20 protein-coding genes are annotated in these 24,070 nt (G+C 56.6%); 12 read left to right on the top strand and 8 right to left on the bottom strand.

Going from position 1 to position 24,070, the window contains the following annotated elements:
• Positions 1 to 718 precede the first annotated feature (718 nt).
• Entirely contained in the window at positions 719 to 1,978 is a 1,260-nt protein-coding gene (gene rho, locus G8770_RS20150) for a transcription termination factor Rho (protein ID WP_167191314.1), read from the top strand.
• A 476-nt stretch (positions 1,979 to 2,454) separates the two neighbouring features.
• On the top strand, positions 2,455 to 3,705 hold the full coding sequence (locus G8770_RS20155; protein WP_167191316.1) for an OmpP1/FadL family transporter: 1,251 nt from the start codon (positions 2,455 to 2,457) through the stop codon (positions 3,703 to 3,705).
• A 165-nt stretch (positions 3,706 to 3,870) separates the two neighbouring features.
• On the opposite strand, the gene G8770_RS20160 is transcribed toward G8770_RS20155, so the two are convergent.
• Entirely contained in the window at positions 3,871 to 4,905 is a 1,035-nt protein-coding gene (locus tag G8770_RS20160; protein ID WP_167191318.1) for a mechanosensitive ion channel family protein, read from the bottom strand.
• Between the two features lie 213 nt (positions 4,906 to 5,118).
• On the opposite strand from G8770_RS20160, the gene ubiD reads away from it, so the two are divergent.
• The 3 genes from ubiD to G8770_RS20175 all read left to right on the top strand — a co-directional run bounded on the left by ubiD (position 5,119) and on the right by G8770_RS20175 (position 7,487).
• Positions 5,119 to 6,600, top strand: a complete 1,482-nt coding sequence (gene ubiD, locus G8770_RS20165) for a 4-hydroxy-3-polyprenylbenzoate decarboxylase (RefSeq protein WP_167191320.1) — start codon at positions 5,119 to 5,121, stop codon at positions 6,598 to 6,600.
• 190 nt (positions 6,601 to 6,790) lie between these two features.
• Positions 6,791 to 7,195, top strand: coding sequence for a hypothetical protein (locus G8770_RS20170; protein ID WP_208022404.1), 405 nt, complete (start codon positions 6,791 to 6,793; stop codon positions 7,193 to 7,195).
• A gap of 79 nt (positions 7,196 to 7,274) precedes the next feature.
• On the top strand, positions 7,275 to 7,487 hold the full coding sequence (locus tag G8770_RS20175) for a hypothetical protein (RefSeq protein WP_167191322.1): 213 nt from the start codon (positions 7,275 to 7,277) through the stop codon (positions 7,485 to 7,487).
• Positions 7,488 to 7,628: 141 nt separating this feature from the next.
• Here the strand turns inward: G8770_RS20175 and G8770_RS20180 are convergent, their stop codons facing one another.
• The 7 genes from G8770_RS20180 to G8770_RS20210 form a co-directional block, all read right to left on the bottom strand.
• Positions 7,629 to 8,036, bottom strand: coding sequence for a diacylglycerol kinase (locus G8770_RS20180; protein ID WP_341771182.1), 408 nt, complete (start codon positions 8,034 to 8,036; stop codon positions 7,629 to 7,631).
• Positions 8,037 to 8,378: 342 nt separating this feature from the next.
• Positions 8,379 to 9,593: a heme biosynthesis HemY N-terminal domain-containing protein gene (locus G8770_RS20185; RefSeq protein ID WP_167191323.1), complete on the bottom strand. Its 1,215-nt coding sequence runs from the start codon at positions 9,591 to 9,593 to the stop codon at positions 8,379 to 8,381.
• On the bottom strand, positions 9,593 to 10,924 hold the full coding sequence (locus G8770_RS20190) for a uroporphyrinogen-III C-methyltransferase (protein WP_167191325.1): 1,332 nt from the start codon (positions 10,922 to 10,924) through the stop codon (positions 9,593 to 9,595). Before G8770_RS20190 ends, G8770_RS20185 begins: the two co-directional genes overlap by 1 nt.
• A 291-nt stretch (positions 10,925 to 11,215) precedes the next feature.
• On the bottom strand, positions 11,216 to 12,079 hold the full coding sequence (locus tag G8770_RS20195; RefSeq protein WP_167191327.1) for a uroporphyrinogen-III synthase: 864 nt from the start codon (positions 12,077 to 12,079) through the stop codon (positions 11,216 to 11,218).
• Between the two features lie 10 nt (positions 12,080 to 12,089).
• Positions 12,090 to 13,109 (bottom strand): hydroxymethylbilane synthase, encoded by a 1,020-nt coding sequence (gene hemC / locus G8770_RS20200; RefSeq protein WP_167191329.1) that lies wholly within the window; start codon positions 13,107 to 13,109, stop codon positions 12,090 to 12,092.
• Between the two features lie 180 nt (positions 13,110 to 13,289).
• Positions 13,290 to 14,039: a LytR/AlgR family response regulator transcription factor gene (locus tag G8770_RS20205; protein ID WP_167191331.1), complete on the bottom strand. Its 750-nt coding sequence runs from the start codon at positions 14,037 to 14,039 to the stop codon at positions 13,290 to 13,292.
• Positions 14,040 to 14,102: 63 nt separating this feature from the next.
• Positions 14,103 to 15,305 (bottom strand): sensor histidine kinase, encoded by a 1,203-nt coding sequence (locus G8770_RS20210; RefSeq protein ID WP_167191333.1) that lies wholly within the window; start codon positions 15,303 to 15,305, stop codon positions 14,103 to 14,105.
• Positions 15,306 to 15,613: 308 nt separating this feature from the next.
• Here G8770_RS20210 and argH point away from each other — a divergent pair, with 308 nt between their 5' ends.
• From argH to G8770_RS20240, 7 genes are all read left to right on the top strand, one after another.
• The gene (argH, locus tag G8770_RS20215) at positions 15,614 to 17,014 is read left to right on the top strand and encodes an argininosuccinate lyase (protein ID WP_167191335.1); all 1,401 of its coding nucleotides are present in this window, start codon (positions 15,614 to 15,616) and stop codon (positions 17,012 to 17,014) included.
• Positions 17,015 to 17,060: 46 nt separating this feature from the next.
• Positions 17,061 to 17,282: a hypothetical protein gene (locus tag G8770_RS20220; RefSeq protein WP_167191337.1), complete on the top strand. Its 222-nt coding sequence runs from the start codon at positions 17,061 to 17,063 to the stop codon at positions 17,280 to 17,282.
• Between the two features lie 136 nt (positions 17,283 to 17,418).
• Positions 17,419 to 20,526, top strand: a complete 3,108-nt coding sequence (locus tag G8770_RS20225; RefSeq protein ID WP_167191339.1) for a response regulator — start codon at positions 17,419 to 17,421, stop codon at positions 20,524 to 20,526.
• Positions 20,527 to 20,673: 147 nt separating this feature from the next.
• Complete coding sequence (lptM, locus tag G8770_RS24755; protein WP_425050867.1) at positions 20,674 to 20,817, top strand: LPS translocon maturation chaperone LptM; 144 nt, start codon at positions 20,674 to 20,676, stop codon at positions 20,815 to 20,817.
• Positions 20,818 to 21,030: 213 nt separating this feature from the next.
• Entirely contained in the window at positions 21,031 to 22,293 is a 1,263-nt protein-coding gene (gene lysA / locus G8770_RS20230; protein ID WP_167191341.1) for a diaminopimelate decarboxylase, read from the top strand.
• A gap of 158 nt (positions 22,294 to 22,451) precedes the next feature.
• Positions 22,452 to 23,282, top strand: coding sequence for a diaminopimelate epimerase (gene dapF, locus G8770_RS20235; protein WP_167191343.1), 831 nt, complete (start codon positions 22,452 to 22,454; stop codon positions 23,280 to 23,282).
• Positions 23,283 to 23,328: 46 nt separating this feature from the next.
• Positions 23,329 to 24,021: a DUF484 family protein gene (locus tag G8770_RS20240; protein ID WP_167191346.1), complete on the top strand. Its 693-nt coding sequence runs from the start codon at positions 23,329 to 23,331 to the stop codon at positions 24,019 to 24,021.
• Positions 24,022 to 24,070 lie beyond the last annotated feature (49 nt).

Here is a 24,070-nt window from a genome sequence, read left to right on the forward strand (position 1 = left end):
CAGACTCGATAGGACATCAAACTCAATGGTGGCCGCAAACTTCAAGCTCGAACGTAGTGTCAACTCGAACCTCGTCGCAAAACGCGGTCTCAAAAAGTAGTCGCAAAACGTAGCCTCAAGAAGTCTGCAAGCAGCCCCAAAAGGGTGGCCTACAAGAGGGCGGGTAAAAAATTTAACCCGGTGGTTGTTTTAATTTTGCACAGTCAGATTTTTATCGCTATACTGACCCCATCAATTTGGTCGTCTGGCCAGCCGTCTTGTCCCAACTTCGTATTGCACCACACCTATCCAAGTTGGCATAAAGCAAGAGATCACAAGAAACCCTGACCAGACATATTCCCAGAACCTTCTTTTACGACTTCTGTACCTACCATTCTCCATACGCTGATTCCCCTTGGGATCACTCTATCTATCGTTGGATTCTAGGTAGCCTATACACAGTGTTGTAAAGCTTTCTGACAGGCACCAAAGCGTGGTTAACCATGATTGGGTGCTCTGGCATAGAACAGACTGAGAATAAAATTAAGTTAGACACTTGTGAGTAGACATAAAACAACAGGCATAACAACGAGAAGCAGGAATGCTTTCCACGCTTAAGCCCGCTAATCAAGAAATAGGCTATCCCATTATTCCCCAACACATCATTTATTGGTGCTGCATTAACGCTGCCCATTCCATTCATTCCCCAAAAAGACGCCAACTGTCTCAATAAGAGCTTATGAACCTAACCGACCTGAAAACAAAACCCATTGAAGAACTGATCGCCATTGCCAAAGAAATGGGCATGGAGAACCTGGCCCGCTCCCGCAAGCAGGACATCATCTTTAATATTCTCAAACGCCACGCCAAGAGCGGTGAAGACATATACGGCGACGGCGTACTTGAGATCCTTCAGGATGGCTTTGGATTCCTGCGTTCCGCAGACAGTTCCTACTTGGCCGGCCCGGACGATATTTATGTCTCGCCGAGCCAGATACGCCGCTTTAACCTGCGCACCGGCGATACCATAGAGGGTAAAATCCGTCCACCTAAAGACGGTGAACGCTATTTCGCCATGCTCAAAGTTAACCAGATTAACTTTGATAAGCCGGAAAACTCCAAGAACAAAATTCTGTTTGAAAACCTCACGCCGCTGTTCCCCAATGAGCGCATGGTGTTGGAAGCCGGCAACGGTTCCACCGAGGATTTAACCGGTCGCATCATTGATTTGATCGCTCCCATCGGCAAAGGCCAGCGCGGTCTGATCGTCGCTCCGCCGAAAGCCGGTAAGACCATCATGATGCAGAACATCGCCCAGGCCATCACGCGCAACAACCCAGAATGTCATCTGATCGTATTGCTGATCGATGAACGTCCGGAAGAAGTGACCGAGATGCAACGCTCAGTACGCGGCGAAGTGGTTGCTTCTACCTTTGATGAGCCCCCCGCTCGTCACGTTCAGGTGGCCGAAATGGTCATCGAAAAAGCCAAGCGTTTGGTGGAACACAAAAAAGACGTCATCATCCTGCTGGATTCCATTACCCGCCTGGCCCGTGCCTACAACACCATCGTGCCTTCCTCCGGTAAAGTGCTGACCGGTGGTGTGGATGCCCATGCGCTGGAGCGCCCGAAACGCTTCTTTGGTGCCGCCCGTAACATCGAAGAGGGCGGTAGCCTGTCCATCGTTGCCACCGCACTGGTCGACACCGGTTCGAAAATGGACGAGGTTATTTATGAAGAGTTTAAAGGTACCGGCAATCAGGAATTGCATCTGGATCGCAAGATCGCTGAAAAGCGTGTCTACCCTGCCATCAACATCCGCAAGTCTGGTACCCGCCGCGAAGATTTGCTGATGCGCGAAGAAGAGCTGCAACGTGTGTGGATTCTGCGCAAATTGTTGCACGACATGGAAGATACCAGTGCCACTGAATTTCTGGTCGACAAACTCAAAGACTTCAAATCCAACGACGAGTTTTTCTTGTCCATGAAGCGCAAATAATGCGAACACAGGCAAAGTGTGCGGATAACACTTTGCCTTAACCTCGCAAGCTGATTGATTGCGCCACCCCAAAAGCCCTGTTGTGTCAGGGCTTTTTTGTTTCTGTCATAACATTAATTAACGCGCCGAGCCGAGAATTGAAAATCCTTCAATGAAAGTGGACTCAATAGTCATTTCTCACACGACCTCAGACCTAAGGTTTTATTGCCTAAATACCAAAAAAACAAAAAAGACCAAACGGTCTATCCTAAAAAAAATATAATTTAAGAAAAATTAAACTCAAGCCTATCCTCTCTCCATCATTTACTTCTCTCTCTCGCTCCCTATAATCGCCGGCGAATTAAAAGTAGCGCAGAAATCCACCAAATCACACCGTGTCGTGCCACAAGCACACGGGCTCCCGTGAGCCCGTCCTGGTAACACCTGCCGAACAAACACCGTCAAATCAAGTCGATGAATACACAGAGAGAACACTGATGTTAACAAAATCAAATTACCCACGACTGCTGCTGTTAGGCCTGGCGGTCGGCGCCCCCCTGAGCCAGCAAGTGCACGCTGCCGGCTTTCAGCTCAACGAGCACAGCACTTCGGGGTTGGGTCGCGCGTTTGCCGGTGAAGCCGCCTTCGGCGACAACGCCGCCGCCATTGGTCGCAACCCGGCGCTGGGCACACAATTTGACAGCATCCATGTTGCTGGCGGTGTCACTCATATCAATCCCGAGGTCGATGCCGAAGGATCAGTGGAATACGCCGTCGCTCCGGGTGTTCCATTCGATGCGGATCGTACCGACTTTTCCCCCGAGGCCTGGGTCCCCAACGCTTACTTCGTACAGCCCATTAATGATCGCTGGAGCTGGGGCCTGTCACTGAACTCCCACTTCGGTCTCAGTACCCATTTCGGCGACCAGTACAACGCGTCTGATCTGGCTGACGAAGCCGAGATCATCACCTACAACATTAACCCCAGCGTCGCCTATGAACTCAGTGACAGTGTCAGCCTGGGGCTGGGGGTCAGCCTGGTCAAAGCCGAAGCCACCTTTGGGACCTCTCTGCCATACAGCATGAAAGGCGCACAAGTTCTTAAGCTGGAAGGCGACGATACGACGTTCGGCTGGAATGCGGGCATCACCTGGCAACCCAGTGACGCGTTGCGTGTCGGCTTTGCCTACCGCAGCGAGGTGGACCTGACCCTGGAAGGGGATTCAACCTCAGATCTGGTGCCGACCTACGATCAGGGCGGATCGCTGGACCTGACCTTACCCGCCGGTGCGGAGCTGTCGGCGATCTATCAGTTGACGCCGGCCTGGACCCTCTCCGCCAGCGCGCAGTGGACGGAGTGGAGCGTGTTTGAAGAATTGGAAGTGAACTTCGACAACGGCATGGATCAGCACTTAAAAGACGAAAACTTTAACAACAACATGCGCTACAGCGTCGGCGCCACCTATGACATCAATCCTCAGTGGACCGCGCGTTTTGGTATTGCTTACGATGAAAGCGCCGTCAGTGCAGAATACCGCTCACTGAGCATTCCCGACACGGACCGGGTTTGGTACAGCGCCGGCTTCACCTATAACGTCGACCAGCACCTGAGTGTGGATGTCGCCGCCACCTTCATCGACGGGGAAGAAGTGGATGTCACCGAAACGTCTTCACTGGGCTCGGTGTTCACCGGCACCACCCACGGTGATGCAAAAATCTTCGGGGTGTCGGTCAACTATACCTTTTAACGACCTGGCCTTTTAACGACCAGACCGCATAAGGCCGGCCACCAGCAGCCTGGAAAATCGCGGCCGAAAAAAACCGCAGTTGCTTTAACCGATAACCTCTATCGTTAAAGCACTGCGGTTTTTTCATGGGCCCGGATTGCAACAGCCGCTCACAGCCTGGCGGAATCAACCCTCGGTTTGAGCCGTATCCAGTACCGCAATAGCCCGCTTTAACGCCTTGAGCCGGCGCAACTTGCGAGATTTTAAAGCGTCGGTATCGGGTTCATTACCGCTGTCCATCGCCTTCAGTTCCAGCTTCAGTTCATTGTAACTTTCTTTCAATTCATTCAGCTGTTGCGCCCGCTCTGCCTTATCAAAAATCAAACTTTCCGGCCCTATTTCGGCGGGATTATCGGGAATCACAAAAGACCGCTGGGGAATCACATCACTGTTGATCTGTCGCTGATTCATAAACGCCGGTGAAACAATTTCAATATTCTGTTCGTGCAACCGATCCATCATTTTCTTGCGCAACATAGAGCGTGATGACAACAGGTGCTTCACCTGCTTTAAAAAACCGGCAACGCGGTATTTCACCGAGTAATCGCCCAGGTCCATCACGTACACAAACGGTTCTTCCAGATTAGCATCGGTGGCCGCCTGCAACAGCATGGCTTCAATCAGATGGTGGTCTACGTCATAACCCAGCGTCACCTCGGCCGACACCACGGTGCCATCGGCGTGCACCACCTTCACCGGATGGGATGAAATAAACAGGTTCGGCACCGACAGCAAATCCCGGTCTTCGGTTTGAATCTCGGTCTGGAACAAACCCTGCTCGGTCACCCGGCCAAAATACTCATTAACCTGTATAAAGTCCCCCGGTGAAAATTTGTTTTCCGAACGGATCATAAACCCGGCCATCGCATTGGCGGCAACGGTCGGGGACGACAAGGTTAATACAGCGGTAAACACCAACCCCATTAACGTCAGTAATTGCCCCCGGGTGCCGCTGTCCAAAGGCAGCGTTAATACCAGCCCCAGTCCAGCTAACAACACCAGCACAATCACCAGGATCTGATTGCGAAAGCGATAGTGTTTCGATTGCGTCAGTGAACGCAAATTTATCAGTTTGATAAACCCCGCAGCCACTAACAGCAACAGCAGCGAATACCCATAATCGCGGGTCAACTGCTCGGTCATGCTTACAAAGTCGGCCATGCTTATCCTTAACGTGGGGGACAGGTGTTAAGCAGACTAATTCCAGCGCCCGTCTATTGCAACTCAGGTGAAATTAAGAGCGCCGCATGGAGTCAATGACAGTACAAAAATACCACAGCTATCGCCGCGGGCCGATCACTGCCAGCAGGCCGATTCCGTCCACCAGCCAATTCCCGTACAATGCGTTTTTCACCACCACGACCTAGATTGACTATGAAATACCGAGACCTGCGCGATTTTATGGACATGCTGGAAAAACGCGGCGAACTGAAACGTATCTCAGTGCCCGTTGATCCCAACCTGGAAATGACCGAAATCTGCGATCGCACTCTGCGCGCAGGTGGCCCGGCACTGCTGTTTGAAAACCCGGTAGGGCACACCACACCGGTGTTGGCCAACCTGTTTGGCACCCCGGAGCGAGTAGCGCTGGGCATGGGGGAAGAGTCCATTGGAGCCCTGCGCGAAGTGGGGGAACTGCTGGCCTTTTTGAAAGAGCCGGAGCCGCCCAAAGGTTTGAAAGACGTCTGGCAAAAAATGCCGCTGTTCAAACAGGTGCTCAACATGGGCCCCAAGCAAGTCAGCAAGGCCGCCTGCCAACAGGTGGTGATCGAAAAAGATCAGGTCGATCTGTATCAGCTGCCCATTCAAACCTGCTGGCCCGGCGACGCCGCGCCCCTGGTGACCTGGCCCCTGGTGATCACCCGCGGCCCGCATAAAGAACGGCAAAACCTGGGCATCTACCGCATGCAATTGATCGGCAAAAACCGCCTGATCATGCGCTGGCTCTCTCATCGCGGCGGCGCCCTGGATTTTCGCGAATGGCAACAACAGAACCCGGGGCAGCCTTATCCGGTCTCGGTAGCTCTCGGTGCCGACCCCGCCACCATACTCGGCGCAGTGACACCGGTGCCGGACACTCTCAGTGAGTACGCCTTTGCCGGTCTGTTGCGCGGCGGCAAAACCGAAGTGGTGAAAAGCAAGCTCAATGACCTGCAGGTGCCGGCCTCGGCGGAATTTGTGCTCGAAGGCCATATCTACCCCGATGACATGGCCGATGAAGGCCCCTTCGGCGACCACACCGGCTATTACAACGAAGTGGATCGCTTTCCGGTGTTTACCGTGGAAACCATCACCCATCGCAAAGACCCCATTTATCACAGCACCTACACTGGCCGCCCGCCCGATGAACCGGCGGTACTGGGGCTGGCGTTGAACGAGGTGTTCGTGCCGATTTTGAAGAAACAATTTCCCGAAATTGTCGACTTCTATCTGCCACCGGAAGGGTGCTCCTACCGCATGGCGGTAGTCACCATGAAAAAACAATACCCGGGGCACGCCAAGCGGGTGATGATGGGAGTCTGGTCGTTTCTGCGTCAGTTTATGTACACCAAATTTGTCATTGTCACTGACGATGACGTCAACGCCCGCGACTGGAAGGACGTGATCTGGGCCATCACCACCCGCATGGATCCCATCCGCGACACCACGCTGGTGGACAATACCCCCATCGATTATCTGGATTTCGCTTCCCCGGTCTCGGGCCTTGGCTCAAAAATGGGCCTGGACGCCACCAATAAGTGGCCCGGAGAAACCGACCGGGAGTGGGGCAAAACCATTGAAATGGATCAGGCGGTGAAAGATCGCGTGGACGAGCTGTGGGACTCGCTGGGCATTACCGCTGGCACCGCTCAGTAGGGGAGACACCTCAATCGCGGCTCGCCACCGCAGGGGACACCGCCTTGGTAGAGCATCATGCGTCAGGCCTTGACGCATGATTCACATTCCCCCAAATACCTTGAGCTATCCAACAATCCAGCAGCTTGGGGCTTGGAAGTTAATGGGTGTCCTGCTACCTTTAAAATTCCAATTAACTGAGGCGATGACTATGACTGAAATAAAAACCGGGACTCTAATAAAAACCAAAACCCTCGTAAAAACCGCACTGCTGTGCCTCACGCTGGGTAGCGGCTACAGCTTCGCAGACTGTTCCAGCCCCACCGCGCCAACTATCCCCGATGGCAAAACCGCGAGCATGGACGAAATGCTGGCCAGCAAGAAAGCCATTGGCGACTTTCAGGCGGCCAATACGGAATATCTGGGCTGCATGGATAAAAAAATGGCCGCAGTCAAAGCAACCACTGCCGAGGGTAGTGCCGAAGACATGGCCAAGGCTCAGGCCCAAATGGGCAAGCTGACCGATGATTACAACAAATCAGTGGATACCGAAAAAGCGCTCGCCGAACAATTCAACAGCGCCATCCGCGAGTTTAAGGCCGCGGCCAAGAAATAATTCCCTCAACACTATCGCCAGGCACGAATGACACAGCCCTGTGCAGCTGGCGATAGTGCGGATCGCGACGGATTCCCCTATGGACACAGCAACCATCACCTGGAGCCTCTTGTTCAGCTCCGCCGGTCTGGGTTATTTTTTCTACGGCAGACGACAAAATCACAAACTCGCCTTTTACAGCGGCATAGGTTTGATGGTCTACCCGTATTTCATGGGCACCACGGCGGCACTGCTGACGGTGGGCGTCCTGCTGATGGCAGCACCGTTTGTGCTGAAATCCTATCTCCCGTAAAGGTGACTGTTTGCAGCACATCACCGTCGTGGCACTGGCTGTCGCGCACACGCCCTTGAAACCATAAAGCCGCTCGGCCATGACTGCGCTGGATCGGTGCGGGACCCGGACTGACGTGCGGGAGGTTAAAGCTGCGGGCGATCAGCCACGGTGATGTTGAAACACATCCCAGAGGACAACGCCCCACACAAACACCATCAGCGACAAGGCCACCAGCACAGCGGCAGAGCCCAGATCTTTGGCCGCACCGCTGAGGTGGTGCGCTTCCGGGCCGATGCGATCAATCGCCGCTTCGATGGCACTGTTGAGCAGCTCCACAATAATCACGATCGCCATCACCGCCACCAGCATAATTTTCGTCAAGCTGCTGACCTCCAGCCACAGGGCCAGGGGTAGCAAAATGGCACAGGCGGTCAGCTCTTGCCGGAACGCCGCTTCATGGGCCCAGGCCGCTTTAAATCCTTTGAGGGAATACCCAAACGCATTGATGATGCGCCGCAACCCTGTTTTGCCTTTTACCGGAGTGCTCTTCAGCTTATTGGCATTCACCACTTAGTCTCCCACCGTTAACCCAAACCCGCCGTCGACCAGAATCACGGGCAATGTATCTCCAACAATGTATCTCCAACAATGTATCTCCAAAAACGTATCTCAGACAACCGATCACTGATAACTTATCACCGACAACGTATCACCGGGAAAGGATCAGCAACCACGGCCGGCGACTCATTTTGTCGAGAGCCAAAGCGGTGACGCTGCAAAGCTGTAGAGTTGTAGTGGGTTTGTGTGACGCCCGGATGACAACCCGGCTTGTTGTGAAAAAGTCGGGTTGTCATCGGGTCAAGAACGTGGCCACACCAAGAGGGAGACAGAGCGTCTGGTGGGGACGAATTAGTGATGCGGCATGGGCAGCTCGGGCAATTGATCCGCGGTCATCAGCAGGCCTTTCTGATAATACTCGGTACTGCTTTCGTGTTCGCCCAAATTGGCCAGCAAGCGCGCCATCTCGGCATAGGCTTCGGGGCTTGCCTGAATTTTCAGGCAGTGATCAAAATAGTCACGCGCCTTGCCCCACAACTCATTGCGCATGGAAAGCCGTCCCAAGGTCAATAATAACGCGCTGTTGCCCGGGCGCTCTTTGACCCAGCCTTCCGCTTTCAGCAATTGGCGACTGGCATCGGTGTTCCTCAACAGGCCATAGCGCAAGATCAGTTGATCGTTCCAGTCCGATTGCAGCGCTTTTCTCAACACCACTTCCGCGGCTGAAGATTCACCTTCACGCTCCAGCAGGTCTACGTAGATCAACAACAGCTCAGGGTGAGATTGCCACTGTTTGGGAATCTGGTGCCAGACCGCTTGAATCGCCTCCACCCCGGAACTGGATTGACCCGCTCGCTGCAGCAACTTGCGATACAGCAGGCTCGTCAACTCCGTTAGCTCTTCTTCACTCAAGGTGGATTGCCGGCGCAATTGAGGCAATATTTTTTCCAGCGATTCCCAGTCCTGCAGGTGTACATAGACCTGGCGCAACATATCCAGTACCACCGGATGTTTAGGCGCAAGCTTGCGGGCTCGCTCCAGCGTCGCGGCACAGGATTCGTATTTTTTGCCCAGCATTTGCATCCGCGCCTGCGCCAGCGCGATGGCCAGGCCGGCATTGGGATCCGCTTTCTCGGCTTTGGCCAACAATGCGTTGGCTTGTTGTTCGTCACCCAACTCGTAAGCACTGCGCGCCGCTGCCAGATAATTCAACAGCGGTGCCTGCGCATTGGGCGCTGAACGATTCAACCGGCGCAGGGCGGGTCGCCAATCGCCTTCAATAAAACTCAGCAGGCCGGCGGAAGTATTTTTCTGCGCCCGACGCTCACTGCCGACCCACAGGCGATTCACCTGTTTGCCGACACTGCGTGCGCCGCCAATCAAAATCCGGTGACTGACCCAGTACAAGAACAGCAACAGCAGCAAACACACCAGCGCAAACCAAAGACTCATCTCCACCGAGGTCTTGCCCACCACCACCAGCAGATAACTGGGGTGATCACCAACCCACTGATAAAACCAGGTGCCGCCCAGCAGGCAAACGACAAACAGGAAAAAATATTTCATCACTGTTGCGCCTCGCTGTCGGCGGCCGGATCCAGTTGCGGCCGGCCCGCTTTCTTATCCAGCAAATGCAATTCAGACAGGTAATTCTGCAACGCCAGCAGAGAACCGGAAATATCCGGCAGCGCAATCACGACATTCTTCTCAGACAGGGCCTGCAATTCGCCCGCAATGATGTCCGCTTTGGCATTATTGGGAAAATACTGGCGCAGCTGCGCTACCGCCTGCTGCAAGCTGTGATGATAAATCGTGCTCTCTTCACGCAGCATCGCCAACTGGGCCTGCTCCAGGTGAAAGCGCAGGTTTTGCCGCAGGTAATGGCCGCTGTCCGGGGGCAGCAGGGGTTCTACCGGTTGATCGTGATGGTGGATACGCACCTGGTGCTTCAACTTATCCATGGCCACCCAGAATTGCGCCTTGACCCGGGTCCACACAGAGCGCACGTCGACACTGTCGTTTTGCCACACGTCCGGGGATTGTGAGCGGTCGGCATCATCGGGGTTATCGTCCAGCGATGTGTTCGCCAGCACCGGCAGCAGCGGTAATTTGTCAATCTGATCCGCCAGTGCGGACAACTCCAGGTACAGGCCGCTGCGGTCTACAGTGGGGGTCAGTTTTAACTCCGCCAGGTCCCGGGCGACTTTTTCCCGCACCGCAAACAGGTCCACATCGCCAATCTCTTCGAAAATTTGATCGGCGGCTTCCAGTAAGGCCACCGCACCTTCGGTGCCGCGCTCCATCAAGATCCGCTGATTGGCCAGGCGCATTAAATATTCGGCTTCCGCCAACAACCAGTCGTCGCGACTGGTGCTCGACAGGCTTTTCAGGCGACGGCTGTGCTGTTCCACCTGCTGCTCAACACCGTTTAAACTGGCACGCCACTGCTCAACCTGCGCGGTTTGCTGCTGATCGAGCTGGCCCAGCTCTTTTTGCGTGTCAAACCATTGCTGCTCCTGTTGCTCAAGTTTGGCAACGATCGCTTTCAGATCCCGGGTTTGGCCCTCAAACGCATACCAGCCTAAATACGCCAGTGCCGCTCCACCGGCGATCAACAACAGCATCAGCAATAACATCCACCATGGCGTCCTCGCTTTGACCCCGCTGGAGCCGTCGCGCTTGCCCTTGTCAGCCGTTTGCTTTGGCTCTGCCGCGGCCCTGGATTCGGTGACGGCCGAGGATTGGGAAGAAGGCGCCGACGTGGCGGCTGCGGACTCGGACTGGGGTGCCGAATCGGATGAAGCGGAAGGAGCCTGCGCAGCATCACCGGAAGTTACCGATCCAGCAGAGCTGGCCGCTTCATCAGAAGAGGGGTCGTTGTTCTTATCTGTCGTCATAACGTATTCCGTAGGTTGGGCACAGCCGCTGTGGGCGCGGTTGCTCTTCATGCAGCCAAATGGGCGTCATTCATGTAGCCCGTTAGGCGATATCCATCTGCTGGCGATGATGACTGCTCTTCAAAAAAAGCGTGGTTGTTAACATGCCATGATACTGAAAGCATGATTGTGCTGACTACTGTGTGCTGATGAAAACTTGCCATGTCGCGCCACTCCCTGACTGAGCGCGACCCGCCCAGAGCGTCCGGGCCGTTGAACCGTGCTGTACTGACCATTGAAGCCGGCGTTCGGTCATGACGGTTGTTGAGCGCGCCAATCGGCCAGGGTGCTTAACATACAGGCGTCTGAGGCATTTTCTGCCATCACCACATTCGTAAATCCCCACTCCCGCGCCTGCGCGGCAACGCGCTCACCCGGTACCAGTAAGGTTAGTTGTTTCCAGGGTTTTTGGCTGCAAGAGTCGGTTTGATCGCCTGGCCGGCCCGGGTCCGCCGCTGTCTGGTGCGCGCGAGATGCTATGATCGCCCGCCAGTTGGACAACGTTTCACCGCTGTGCACCGAGACCACATCCCCGGCTGTTCCCCACCGGCAATGGTCTAAAGCTGCGACCACGCCAGCGGAGGGAAAATGCCGCTGGTACAACTCACAATAATCCACCTGTGCACCGCGCTCACGCAACACCTCCGCCAACACCGGCCGACCGCCCTGGCCACGGAAGATCACCACTCGCTGGTGGCTCAGATCCTGCAACTGCGGCAACGCCAGTAACGCTTCGGTATTCATCGACCCGCCGGCCGCCGTCACCTGATACCCGGCGCGTTGCAGGTAGTTGGCGGTGGCACTGCCGACGGCGTAAAACTGAAGCCCAAGCGGCATTTGCGGCCAGTATTGCTCCAGCCAATCGAGACCGTAGCGAGCCGCGTTTTGACTGACAAAAATACCGTGTTGATAGCGACTGACGTCCATCACAATGTTCTTGATCGCCTGGCAGGCGTCTTTTTGCGAAGCCTCCACCGGCACGATCTCCAGCAACGGCACCCGCACCGTCTGCGCACCGGCAGCCTGCAGCAGTTGTTGCCACTGGTCCGCCTGCGCCTGCGGGCGGGTAATCAAGACCCGCACACCACTCAACGCAGCGTCTGACAGCTCAGTCACGTCGACCACCTCAGGCGTCGTCCGCACCGTAAACGGCTTTGAGTATCTCACCGGCACCGGCCGCCAACAGCCGTTCGGCCAGCTCAATACCCAGGGCTTCCGCGTCTTGTACTGGTCCGCGCAGCTCATCTTCCAGCATCACCGAGCCATCGGGACTCCCCACCAGGCCACGCAGCCACAGCTGGTCGTCGCCTTCGTGCAGGGCAAAACACCCAATCGGCACCTGGCAGCCGCCTTCCAGGCGTCGGTTCATCGCACGTTCGGCGGTAACCGTCTCGGCGGTGGACGCACAATGCAGCGGCGCCAGCAACTCAATGATGCGCTGATCCTGAGTGCGGGTTTCGATACCCACCGCCCCCTGACCACCGGCGGGCAGGCAGTATTCCGGGGCGATGTAATCGCGAATGCGGTCTTCCATGTTCAATCGCAACAGGCCCGCACTGGCCAGAATGATGGCATCGTACTCGCCGTCATCCAGCTTCTGCAGGCGGGTGTTGACGTTACCCCGCAGGAATTTCACGGTGACATCCGGGCGTTTGGCCAGCAACTGACACTGACGGCGCAAACTGGAGGTGCCCACCACACTGCCGGCCGGCAAGGTCTCAAGTGAGTCGTAGCGATTGGACACAAAGGCATCGCGCGGGTCTTCTCGCGGGCAGATCACCGCCAGACCCAGGCCCTCGGGAAACTCCATCGGCACATCTTTCATTGAGTGCACCGCAATATCCGCTTCGTCATTGAGCAGGGCGTGTTCCAGCTCTTTCACAAACAGCCCTTTACCGCCGACTTTGGCCAGCGGCACGTCGAGTATTTTGTCGCCACGACTGACCATGGGCACCAGTTTCACGATCAAATCGGGGTGGTGCGACTCCAGCTCCGCCTTGACGTATTCGGCCTGCCAGAGGGCGAGGGCGCTTTTGCGGGTGGCAATGCGCAGGGTGTTGGAGCGCCGCTCAGCCGCGCCAGTAGCCGACGAGGAGCCAGTAGCCGACGGGGAGCCGGTTGCAGACGACGAGGTGGTTGTAGACATAGGAATTCTCTTTCAGCTGGGGTTCCTGTGGCCGTTAACACCACAGAATATCAGTCTTCGAAATAACACGGCGCAAATCATAACAAAGGTGGGCGACAAGTGCTGCCCTGTGTGGTTCGACTCTTCCGCGAAACCCGCACGCCCACCAGCCCCGCCCAGGGCCTGGATCATAGATAAGCCCTACAGGCGGGTGAGCAATTCTCTCAAGTTGCTGGCGTGCCGGCGGCTGACCACCGGACGGTGGTCGGTGCCGGCGAGGCGAATTTCAAACTGCCCGGCCGCGTTTTTGGCCATGGCCTCAACCCTTTTCAAGGCCACCAGAGCGTTGCGATGGACCCGCACAAAGCGGTCGCCCAGCTCGTCCGCCAGCTCTTTGAGGGTGTCATCAATGAGAGTCTCACCGCCTTCATGGTAGACGGTGACGTATTTCTGGTCGGCGGCAAAATAGAAAATCGACTCGATCGCAATCAACTCCACCCCGCGCCGGGTGCGGGCACTGATGTGGCTGCGACCTGCGTCCCGGTTCGCGGTCGTCAGATGACCCTGCTGTTGCAGGCTCTGGCGTTGGGCCCGCGTCACACGCTGCGCCCTGAACAGGATGTCGAGCAGCTTGTCTTTGCGCACGGGCTTGAGCAGGTAGCCCTGGGCGTTGACCGAAAACGCATCCAGGGCGTGCTGGTCATAAGCGGTACAAAAAATGACCGCCGGAGGATCATCCAGGGCACCGAGCTGTTGCGCGGCCTGCAAACCGTTGTCACCGGGCATGTGAATGTCCAGCAGCACAATGTCCGGATCCAGCGCCATCACGGACGCCATGGCCTCTTGCGCATTGGCGGCTTGACCGACAACCCGATAGTCCGCCTCGTCATGTAAAATACGCTGTAAGCGATCCCGCGCAAGGGGCTCATCGTCAACGATAATGATGTCCATAAAGGTTTTTGCGTTCCTGCTGGCGGCTATATTTGTGTTCCTGCTGGCGGCTATAACTGGCAGCTATAAAAAGCTCACCGGGTAACTTAATCTGACCACAAAACAGTGTAACTCGGCATCTGATTCAACATCAGCAGATTCTGCCTCAAATGTTTCAAATTGTGCACTGAAACTCGCGGCGTCGCCAAAATACGCCTGCAGTCGATGGCGGATATTGTCCAGCGCGATGCGATTGCCGGAACTGCCCGTCGCGGTGTCTGGCGAGTTGATTGACGCTCCGCTGTGGCCAAAAGCGGTTTCTGTGACCTTGCCGGGGACCGGGTTGGTGACGCCAAGGGTCAATTGCTCCCCTTGCAGCCCCACATCAATGGTCACCAGGCCGCCCTCCGGCAAAGGCTGGATGCCGTGCTGAATGGCATTTTCCAGCAGCGGCTGCAGCAACAGGCTGGGAATCCGGCAGGGGATGGAGCCCTCGCCCAGCACCGGATCCACCCGCCAGCGAACCTGCAATCTGTCACCGAGGCGGGTTTTCTCAATCTCCAGATACTGATGGCACAAGTCCAGCTCGTCCGCCAACGCCACCAGCCCCGGTTCCGCCAGGCTGGCGCGAAACAGACTGGACAGATCTTCCACCAGGCGCTCTGCCAGCTCCGGCCGGGTGGCAATCAAACTGGCGATGCTGTTCATGCTGTTGAATAAAAAATGCGGTTGTATGCGTGACTGCAAGGCCTGCAAACGGGCACTTAATTCCGCTTTCTGTTGATTGCTCCACTGCTGCTGCACGTACAGGTATCGCAGCACCACGCCGGCAAAAATCGCCGCGAGCAGTAAATTCCCCAGCAGGGTGTCAAGGTCATCGTCCTGCCAGCCATCAACGCCCCACAACCCCAGTCCGGAGCACAACAGCGTCACCCCCAGCACCAGCAGATAACAGAGAGCACCGGCCAGCCAGGCCGGTAACCGCGACAGTCGAAACCGCAGCGGACACAGCAAAGCCGCACTCAGCAACACGATCCACTGCATCAGGAATGAGCGCAAACCCAGCCCCTCCCAGTCAAACCGGCCGAGCCCCGAGTCCGCCAGGGTCAACGCCAGTGCCAGCAGCTCCCCCAGCAACACCAGCAGAAAAACGGCCTGCAGGCTGCACATATCCGGCAGAAACGGAGACAGGAAGGGCGGTGCCGGCCTGGTCAGCGAGTTCGCTGTCCCCGCGCGGGCCGCGCTCACGGCAGGCGCTGCGGCCTCAGATGTGGTGGGTATTGCCATGCTCAGTCAACCGGTCGGGTGCGTCAGAGTGCACCTGAAAGCGCACGGGATAATGTCGTTGGCGGTGCACTTTAAAACCCCTTGGGCGGTGCACTTGAGAATGCCTTGAGCGGTGCATGTGAGACAGACCTCGATTGCATATTGAACAGACCTTTTCCGATAGCCCTTTTTTGGGCCAAGCTGGGCTATAATAACGGGCTTTTCTATAGTAACGGGCTTTTAGCCCCGGATGTAAACAGTTGCCACAGGCGCCAAACAGCCTCACGTTGGCAGACTTGCGTCCAGACGACAACCGATGAGACCGATTTATGAGCCAGGACGATAAGACCAATCAACAGTGGGGCGGCCGCTTCAATGAGCCCACCGATGCCTTTGTGCAGCGCTTTACCGCCTCCATTCAATTTGACCAGCGGCTCTATCGCCACGACATTCAGGGCTCTATCGCTCACGCCACCATGCTGGAAACCGCCGGGGTTCTGACCACCGAGGAGCGCGACGCCATCATCGCCGGCCTCAACGAAGTGCAGGCCGACATCGAATCCGGCAAGCAGGAGTGGTCCATTCCGCTGGAAGACGTGCACATGAACGTCGAGTCCGCGCTCACCGGCAAAATCGGCATCACCGGTAAAAAGCTGCACACCGGCCGCTCCCGCAACGACCAGGTGGCCACCGACATTCGCCTCTGGCTGCGTGACGAAATCGATGCGATTTCCCGCGAGCTGACCCGCCTGCAGCAAGGCATGATCGGCCTGGCCGAGAACGAAGCCGACACCATCATGCCAGGCTTTACGCACCTGCAGACCGCCCAACCGGTGACCTTTGGCCACCACCTGCTGGCCTGGAACGAAATGCTGGAGCGTGACTTCGGCCGTTTGCAGGACTGCCGCAAGCGCCTGAATCAGTCACCGTTGGGGGCCGCCGCCCTGGCGGGGACCACCTACCCGATTGACCGCGAGCTGACCGCCTCGCTGCTGGGCTTTGAACAGCCCACCCGCAACAGCCTGGACTCGGTTTCCGACCGCGACTTTGCCATCGAATTCTGCGCTTTCGCCAGCCTGCTGCTGACCCACATGTCACGCATGTCCGAAGAGCTGATCCTGTGGACTTCAGCCCAGTTCAATTTCATTGATCTGCCCGACCGCTTCTGCACCGGATCGTCGATCATGCCGCAGAAGAAAAACCCGGACGTCCCGGAACTGGTGCGCGGTAAAACCGGCCGCGTCACCGGCCACCTGATCAGCCTGCTGACACTGATGAAATCCCAGCCACTGGCCTACAACAAGGACAATCAGGAAGACAAGGAACCTCTGTTCGACACCGTGGATACCGTCAAGGATTGCCTGCGCGCATTTGCCGATATGATTCCCGCCATCGAAGCCAAAAAAGACAGCATGCTGGAAGCCGCCAAACGTGGATTCTCCACCGCGACGGATCTCGCCGACTATCTGGTGCGCCAGGGCGTGGCGTTCCGTGACGCCCATGAGATTGTCGGCAAATCGGTGGCGTATGGGATTCAGCAGGGCAAAGACCTGTCGGAAATGAGCCTCGAAGAACTGCAACAGTTCTCCGACACCATCGCCGCAGACGTCTTTGAGGTGCTGACACTGGAAGGCTCCGTGGCCGCCCGTGACCACATCGGTGGCACCGCCCCCAACCAGGTGCGCGCAGCCGCGAAAACGGCCTTACAGCGGGTCGCCGAACGCGGCTGAATCTCAGCCACACTCACCGGGAGCAAGCGTTACAACGTGCTCTCCCGTGAGTGCCGCCGATCAGTGGCTGCACCCTGCGCAGCCACTGATACCCTCACGCCGTCTCTACCCCCGCTCCCGCCAGAACACCTCCCCGGGCAAAACACCTCTCCCGCCAGAGCAATGCACAGGTCTGATCGCGACCAACCCGGCCTTTTCCCGGCTCAATACTGACGAGGTCGAGAAGTTACAGACCATTGGCGACAAACTTACTGTCAGCTACACTTAATCGATAATAACGAACTTGGCTTAGGGCTCCGTCACCGGCAGGGAATAAACACCTGCCACCGGCACTGAATTCTTCACCCTCCCCATGCATTAAGGCCACCAGACGTCGAACCCTTACTGAAGACCGGTCTACTTGTATGACGACAAACAACGGCAGCAAGCCTCGCAAACGTCACAAACCCGATCAACTCGAAGCGCTGCAGGCGCACATCCGCGAGCTGGAAGCCCGACTGGCCCAACATGAATCCACGGGATCAGCCATCGCCGCCTCACCTGACGACACGCAAGAGCTGCAATCCGAAGCGGAGTTCGCACAAATTCTGCAACGCACCTCCCACACGATCTGTTTCACCTGGCGCAACAACGGCAAGGGGTTGGTCTACAGCAAAAATGCCGCCGAAGTGATGGGCTACTCCCACGACACCTTCCACCACAATTTTATTCGCGAGCACATCGTCGAAGAGGACCGCGAGCGGATTCGCCAATGCTTTAAAGACTGCATTCTCAACGGAACAGATTACAGCACCCAGTTGCAGGCGTATTCACGCACCGGTACCCCCACATGGTTGCAGCTGCGGGTTCATGTAAAGTCCCGCGATGCCAATGGCCAGGCCAGCTACCTGATCGGCACCGTCACCGACATTGACACCATCAAACGCAAGGAGCTGGAACAAACCGCGATTGCCCGCACCGAACAATGGTTGCACCAGACTTTGCGCAAGCTGCTGGAGGACGGCGGCTGGGCCACTATCAATCAGACCCTGAAGGCGCTGGCAGAACACTTTGAACTGGTGCGCTGCTCCCTGCGCTGGTTTGACCCCCAAACCCAACAAATGACAATGGTTTCACACTGGTCCTCCGATCCGAAGGAACAGGTCATTGAGGATCCTGTGGCCGGCCATCCGTTTGACAATTTTCCGGTGTTGAGCCAAAGCCTGGCCAACCGCAAACCCCTGGTGCTGGATAAACAGGGCATCGCCAGGATGGATCCGCGCATCGCGTCTTTTTTCCAGAAATACGGCATCGCTTCGGCGCTTCTCATCCCTATTTTCTATCAGGACAATCTGGACGGCCTGCTCACCCTGCCTTCTGACCAGGAAGATAAACAGTGGCACAGCCGCGACCTGGAAGCGGCCGTCATCATTGCCGACGCCATTTCCCGCGCCGTTAACCAGCACCGCACCACCCGCCACCTCGAAGAGAGCGAGCAGCGCTACACTTTCGCCTTGCAGGCCTCTAAAGATGGACTTTGGGATTGGGACCTGGTCAATCGGCGCATGCACTTCAGCCCCAGTTACCTGCAGATGCTTGGCTATGAGGAGGGCGAAATCGATGCCACCCCCCAAGCCGTTTTAAAACGGTTAATACACCCTGAGGATGTGCAATACATCCTGCACATTGCCCAACAGGCCCTCAAGGCCCCCGAGCAACCGGTGCAGTGTGAATACCGCATGCGGCATAAAGATGGCCACACCCTGTGGATATACTCCAGAGCCATTCTGGTGGACATCGATCACGACGGTAATCCTCAACGTGCCATTGGGGTCAATGCCGACATCACCCAGTTCAAACAGGCACAACAGGAATTGCGCCAGGCCAAAATAGAAGCTGAAAACGCCAGCCAGATCAAAACCGAGTTTCTCACCCGCATGAGCCACGAGATCCGCACCCCCATGAACGCCATCATCGGCATGGGGCACCTGCTGCAAGACACCTCTCTCAGCCGCCGACAGCAGGACTACCTCAACAGCATCCAGCAATCGGCTTTTTGCCTGCTCCACACCATTGATGAGATTCTCGACTTTTCCAAACTGGAATCCGGTGAGGTGTTGCTGGCCCACTCCCACCTGGATTTAAACCAGATCTTTGAACAGCTGGCCAAAACCCACACCGACAGTGCACAGGCCAAGCACCTCGAACTCATCATTGATATCGATTCAAACGTGCCTCGCTTCATCAAAGGGGACGCCTGCCGACTGCATCAGGTGCTGGACAGCCTGCTGAACAATGCCGTGAAGTTTACCCGCCGGGGTGAGGTTAGCCTGCGCACCCGCACCGTGGGGCACCGGAAAAACAAGATCCAACTGGAGTTTGCCATCGCCGATACCGGCATTGGCATCGAACCTGAAGCCATACCGCTGCTGGGCAAGCCTTTCACCCAGGTAGACGGCTCGACGTCACGCCAGTTTGGCGGCACCGGCCTGGGACTCGCCATTTGCCGCCATCTGATCCAGCAAATGGGCGGGGAGTTACAGATCAGCAGCCAACAGGGGGTGGGCAGCTGCTTTTCCTTTACCCTGACGTTTGAGCGCAGCCAGCTGGGGGAGCAAGCGATCCAGCACAATCCGGAACGCTTCAACGATCTGCGCACCCTGATTGTGGATGATTATCCAGGTACCCTGCGGGCCCTGACCAATACGGCCAGGTCCCTGCAATTGAACGTGGATACCGCCACCAATGCCCAATCGGCTCTGGAAATGTTACTAAGAGCCGATAGCACACCGGGGCAGTATTACCAACTGTTGCTCATCGACCTCAAGGTTCCCGGTATCAATGGCGCCCAAACCTGCAGGATCATTGAGGAGTCCAAACACATTCAACACAAGCCGCGGGCGATCCTGATCGCTGACCAACGGCTCAACTCGCTGGCGGACCTCAATCACCCAACCGATAACCTGCAGGGCCTGATCCACAAACCCGTCACGCCCTCACGCCTGTACGATGCCCTGGCGCAGGTGTTTGGTGAAGCCGTCCTGGCATCGGTCTCGACGGAGCCCCCCATGGACAACGACTGTCCCCCACAGGACACAAACCCGGAAGATGTGCAGATCAACGAAGCGCTGCAGGGTGCGCACATTCTGCTCGCGGAAGACAACGTGGTGAACCAAAAGGTCGCCATCGGTATTCTGAAAAAACGCGGTACCCACGTCACCCTCGCCAACAATGGCCAGGAGGCCATTGATGCCCTGGAACAGCATCAGGCCGGCACCTTCGATGCGATCTTAATGGACATGGAAATGCCCTGCGTGGATGGTTACGAGGCCACGCGCCGCATCCGTGCAGGCAACATTTGCCCGGACATTCCCATCATCGCCATGACCGCACACGCCCTGCAAGGAGACCGGGAGCGCTGTCTGGCAACCGGCATGGACGATTACATCACCAAACCCGTGAGTCCGCAGAAGCTGTACCGGACTCTGGCCCAACACCTGAAGCGGCAGGCCCCCGTCAACAGTCGCCATTGACCCTGCCGTCCAGGCCCCGCACGGAGCCATTCAACTCCCGCAGGGTGCTATTTAACTGCTGGCACCCCCACGCCAACCACCGGTATACTAGGCGGCTTAACCCTGGAAACGAAAACCGCTGGGCTAGCCCCATTTTTTGGAGATCCAATGCGACTTTTTTCCCTGATATTGGCAACTGCCCTGCTGTTAGGTGGCCTGATAGGCTGCGGCCAGAAAGGCCCCCTTTACCTGCCCCAGCCGGAAGAAGCGGCTCAACAATCCGCCGTAAACACACCGGCCAAAAACAGCTGAGGCAGAGCGCAAGCGGCCATTTTTCTTGGCTGATACCGTTGCAGCCGATATCGCCCCGGTAGCCAACGGGCCAATTACGAACGAGCCGGTTACCACGAAAAACAGACCGATCGAACCCTGAACACCAGCCACACAGCTCAGGCTTTCAGATCACCGGACACAGATTTTCAGATTTCACGGCGTAGACCCCGGATCACTAGACAAGAGTTACCCATGCAAGATTTCACTGAACACAACGGCCAATTGTTTGCCGAACAGGTTTCCCTCACCGAGCTCGCCGAGCAGCACGGCACACCTTTGTACGTCTATAGCCGGGCCGCGTTCAGCCGCCATTATCAGGACTATGCCAACGCCCTGGGCGATCACCCCGGCATGATCTGCTACGCCGTCAAAGCCAACTCCAACATTGCAGTACTCAATGTGCTGGCGCAACTGGGAGCGGGCTTCGACATCGTCTCCGAAGGTGAGCTGGAGCGCGTACTGCTCGCCGGTGGTGATCCCGCTCGTGTGGTCTTTTCCGGCGTCGGCAAAACTCCCGCCGAAATGCGCCGCGCCCTGGATGTCGGTGTGCACTGTTTTAATGTCGAGTCCGAAGCCGAAGTGGATGTTCTGGCGGCTGTCGCGGCCGAGATGGGGAAAGTCGCCCGCGTCTCCCTGCGGGTTAATCCCGACGTGGATGCCAACACCCACCCCTACATTTCCACCGGTCTGAAAGAGAACAAGTTCGGTATCGATATCGCCGAAGCACCGCGGGTTTATGCCCATGCCAACCAGCTGGCGGCATTACAGGTGGTGGGCATTGATTGTCACATTGGCTCACAGCTGACCGAGCTGTCGCCGTTTGTCGATGCCCTCGACCGCGTTCTGCAACTGGTGGACCAGCTGGCAGAGCAGGGCATCACCATTAAACACCTGGACCTCGGCGGTGGCCTCGGCGTGACTTACAAAGACGAGCAACCGCCAGCGGTCGCCGATTACATGCAGGCCATCAAACAGCGTCTGGGCAATCGCCCGCTGTCACTGATCTTTGAGCCGGGTCGCTCCATTGCCGCCAACGCGGGCGTGCTGCTGACCAAAGTGGAATACCTGAAACCAACGCCACACAAAAATTTTGCCATTATCGACGCCGCCATGAACGACAACATCCGGCCGTCCCTGTACCAGGCCTGGCAGGACATCCGTCCCCTCCAGCGCCGCGAGGGCGATACCCAGAGCTGGGATCTGGTCGGCCCAGTCTGTGAAACCGGTGACTTTCTCGGTAAAGAGCGTCAGCTAAACTTACAGACCGGCGATTTCCTGGCGGTGATGTCCTCGGGTGCCTACGGTTTTACCATGAGCTCCAATTACAACAGCCGGCCGCGGGCGGCCGAGGTCATGGTTGATGGAGATCAGGCCAGTGTGGTGAGAGCCAGGGAATCCCTTGCCAGCCTGACGCAAGGCGAAGTCCTGCTCTCGCAACAGTTGAAACCCAGTTGAACTGTTAGCTGTGAACGGAGTAATTGAACCTTTACCCGTTGAATTGTTAGCTGTGAACTTATACATGTAGCCCCGTTGCCCCAATCCACGACACACCCCGGGCGACAGGGTTACGGCAATACTAAAACCTACGGATGCCCGACGAGGACTGACCACCAGTGAGACTACGATTCACCAAAATGCACGGCCTCGGCAATGATTTTATCGTCATCGACGGTATCAGCCAGCGCATCCGCCTGAGCGAAGATAAAATTCGCCGCCTGGCCGACCGGCGTTTTGGAGTGGGGTGCGATCAGATACTGCTGGTGGAAGTGCCACAGAATCCGGACGTGGATTTCCGCTACCGCATTTACAACGCCGACGGCTCCGAAGTGGAGAACTGCGGCAATGGCGCCCGCTGTTTCGCCCGTTTTGTCATCGAGCGCAAGCTCACCGGCAAACGCGACATTGTGGTTGAAACGGCCAACGGCATCATGACCCTGCATACACTGGACAACGGCGATGTGCGTGTGAATATGGGCGAACCGCGCCTGACGCCCTCGGAGATTCCCTTTACCGCCGACCAGCAGGCGGTCACCTATGCGCTGCCACTGTCCAGCACCACCCTGGAAATCAGTGCGGTCTCCATGGGCAATCCCCACGCAGTGGCCCTGGTTGACGATGTCAACACCGCGCCCGTTGAACAGTGGGGCCCCGAGGTGGAATCCCACCCGCTGTTCCCGCAACGGGTCAATGCCGGCTTCATGCAAATCGTTTCACGTCAGGAAATCAACCTCAGGGTTTACGAACGCGGCAGTGGAGAAACCCTCGCCTGCGGTACAGGCGCCTGCGCTGCGGTAGTGGCCGGACGCTTGCGCAACCTGTTAGACTCCGTGGTAAAGGTGAATCTGCCCGGTGGCAGCCTGACCATAGAATGGCAGGGTGAAGGTCAAACGGTACTGATGTCCGGACCCGCGACGCACGTGTTTCATGGTCAGGTAAAGATTTAACCCTTTTCAACAGCCAAAGGTCATAAGCGAAAGGTCACAGCTGAATATGAGCGATCAAACAGTTATCGACACGGAAAACGCCATCACCGAAGAGCAGGTTACATTGTATCTGCGCAAGCACCCGGACTATTTCGTAAAGCAGCCTGGTTTGCTGGCTGATTTACGCTTACCGCACGCCAGCGGTGAAGCCATTTCACTGGTGGAGAGACAAGTCTCGATCCTGCGCGAACGCAACATGGACATGCGCCACCGCCTCAGCAAACTGCTCGACAATGCCCGCGACAATGACCGTTTGTTTGATAAAACCAAGCGACTGGTGCTGGCCTTACTGGAGGGCAAAGGTCTCACCGATATCGTTGATTCTCTGTATTACAGTTTCAAAAACGATTTTAAAATTCACTACACCACCCTGATTCTGTTTGCCGATCCCGACTCTCTGCCCAAGTCCAAAGCCCGGGTAGAGCCGTTGAGTGAAGCGCGCGAGAGCATTGGCCAGGCGCTGAAAAACAACAAACCCCTGTGTGGTATCCTCTCCCCCAAGGAAGTGAAATACCTGTTCCCGGAACATTCGCAAAATGTCGGTTCCAGCGCACTCGTGCCGCTCATTCACGGCAACTCGTTTGGGGTGCTGGCCATCGCCAACCGCGACCCCAATTACTACCGCTCCAGCATGGGCACACTGTTTCTCAGTTACATCGCCGAAGTGCTTAACCGACAGCTGCCCCGGCACCTGCCCTAGCCTAGAACCGGCAGACAGCCATAAACCAACAGCAGGTCGTTTTCTGAGT

This window comes from Pseudomaricurvus hydrocarbonicus, from assembly GCF_011602365.1.
GTDB classification, from domain to species: Bacteria; Pseudomonadota; Gammaproteobacteria; order Pseudomonadales; family Cellvibrionaceae; genus Pseudomaricurvus; species Pseudomaricurvus hydrocarbonicus.

Bases quoted from the DNA above. Each gene is read 5' to 3' on its own strand.
- rho (WP_167191314.1), top strand. From the start codon at position 719: ATGAACCTAACCGACCTGAAAACAAAACCCATTGAAGAACTGATCGCC.
- G8770_RS20155 (WP_167191316.1), top strand. From the start codon at position 2,455: ATGTTAACAAAATCAAATTACCCACGACTGCTGCTGTTAGGCCTGGCG.
- G8770_RS20160 (WP_167191318.1), bottom strand. From the start codon at position 4,905: ATGGCCGACTTTGTAAGCATGACCGAGCAGTTGACCCGCGATTATGGG.
- ubiD (WP_167191320.1), top strand. From the start codon at position 5,119: ATGAAATACCGAGACCTGCGCGATTTTATGGACATGCTGGAAAAACGC.
- G8770_RS20170 (WP_208022404.1), top strand. From the start codon at position 6,791: ATGACTGAAATAAAAACCGGGACTCTAATAAAAACCAAAACCCTCGTA.
- G8770_RS20175 (WP_167191322.1), top strand. From the start codon at position 7,275: ATGGACACAGCAACCATCACCTGGAGCCTCTTGTTCAGCTCCGCCGGT.
- G8770_RS20185 (WP_167191323.1), bottom strand. From the start codon at position 9,593: ATGAAATATTTTTTCCTGTTTGTCGTTTGCCTGCTGGGCGGCACCTGG.
- G8770_RS20190 (WP_167191325.1), bottom strand. From the start codon at position 10,924: ATGACGACAGATAAGAACAACGACCCCTCTTCTGATGAAGCGGCCAGC.
- hemC (WP_167191329.1), bottom strand. From the start codon at position 13,109: ATGTCTACAACCACCTCGTCGTCTGCAACCGGCTCCCCGTCGGCTACT.
- G8770_RS20205 (WP_167191331.1), bottom strand. From the start codon at position 14,039: ATGGACATCATTATCGTTGACGATGAGCCCCTTGCGCGGGATCGCTTA.
- G8770_RS20210 (WP_167191333.1), bottom strand. From the start codon at position 15,305: ATGGCAATACCCACCACATCTGAGGCCGCAGCGCCTGCCGTGAGCGCG.
- argH (WP_167191335.1), top strand. From the start codon at position 15,614: ATGAGCCAGGACGATAAGACCAATCAACAGTGGGGCGGCCGCTTCAAT.
- G8770_RS20225 (WP_167191339.1), top strand. From the start codon at position 17,419: ATGACGACAAACAACGGCAGCAAGCCTCGCAAACGTCACAAACCCGAT.
- lptM (WP_425050867.1), top strand. From the start codon at position 20,674: ATGCGACTTTTTTCCCTGATATTGGCAACTGCCCTGCTGTTAGGTGGC.
- lysA (WP_167191341.1), top strand. From the start codon at position 21,031: ATGCAAGATTTCACTGAACACAACGGCCAATTGTTTGCCGAACAGGTT.
- G8770_RS20240 (WP_167191346.1), top strand. From the start codon at position 23,329: ATGAGCGATCAAACAGTTATCGACACGGAAAACGCCATCACCGAAGAG.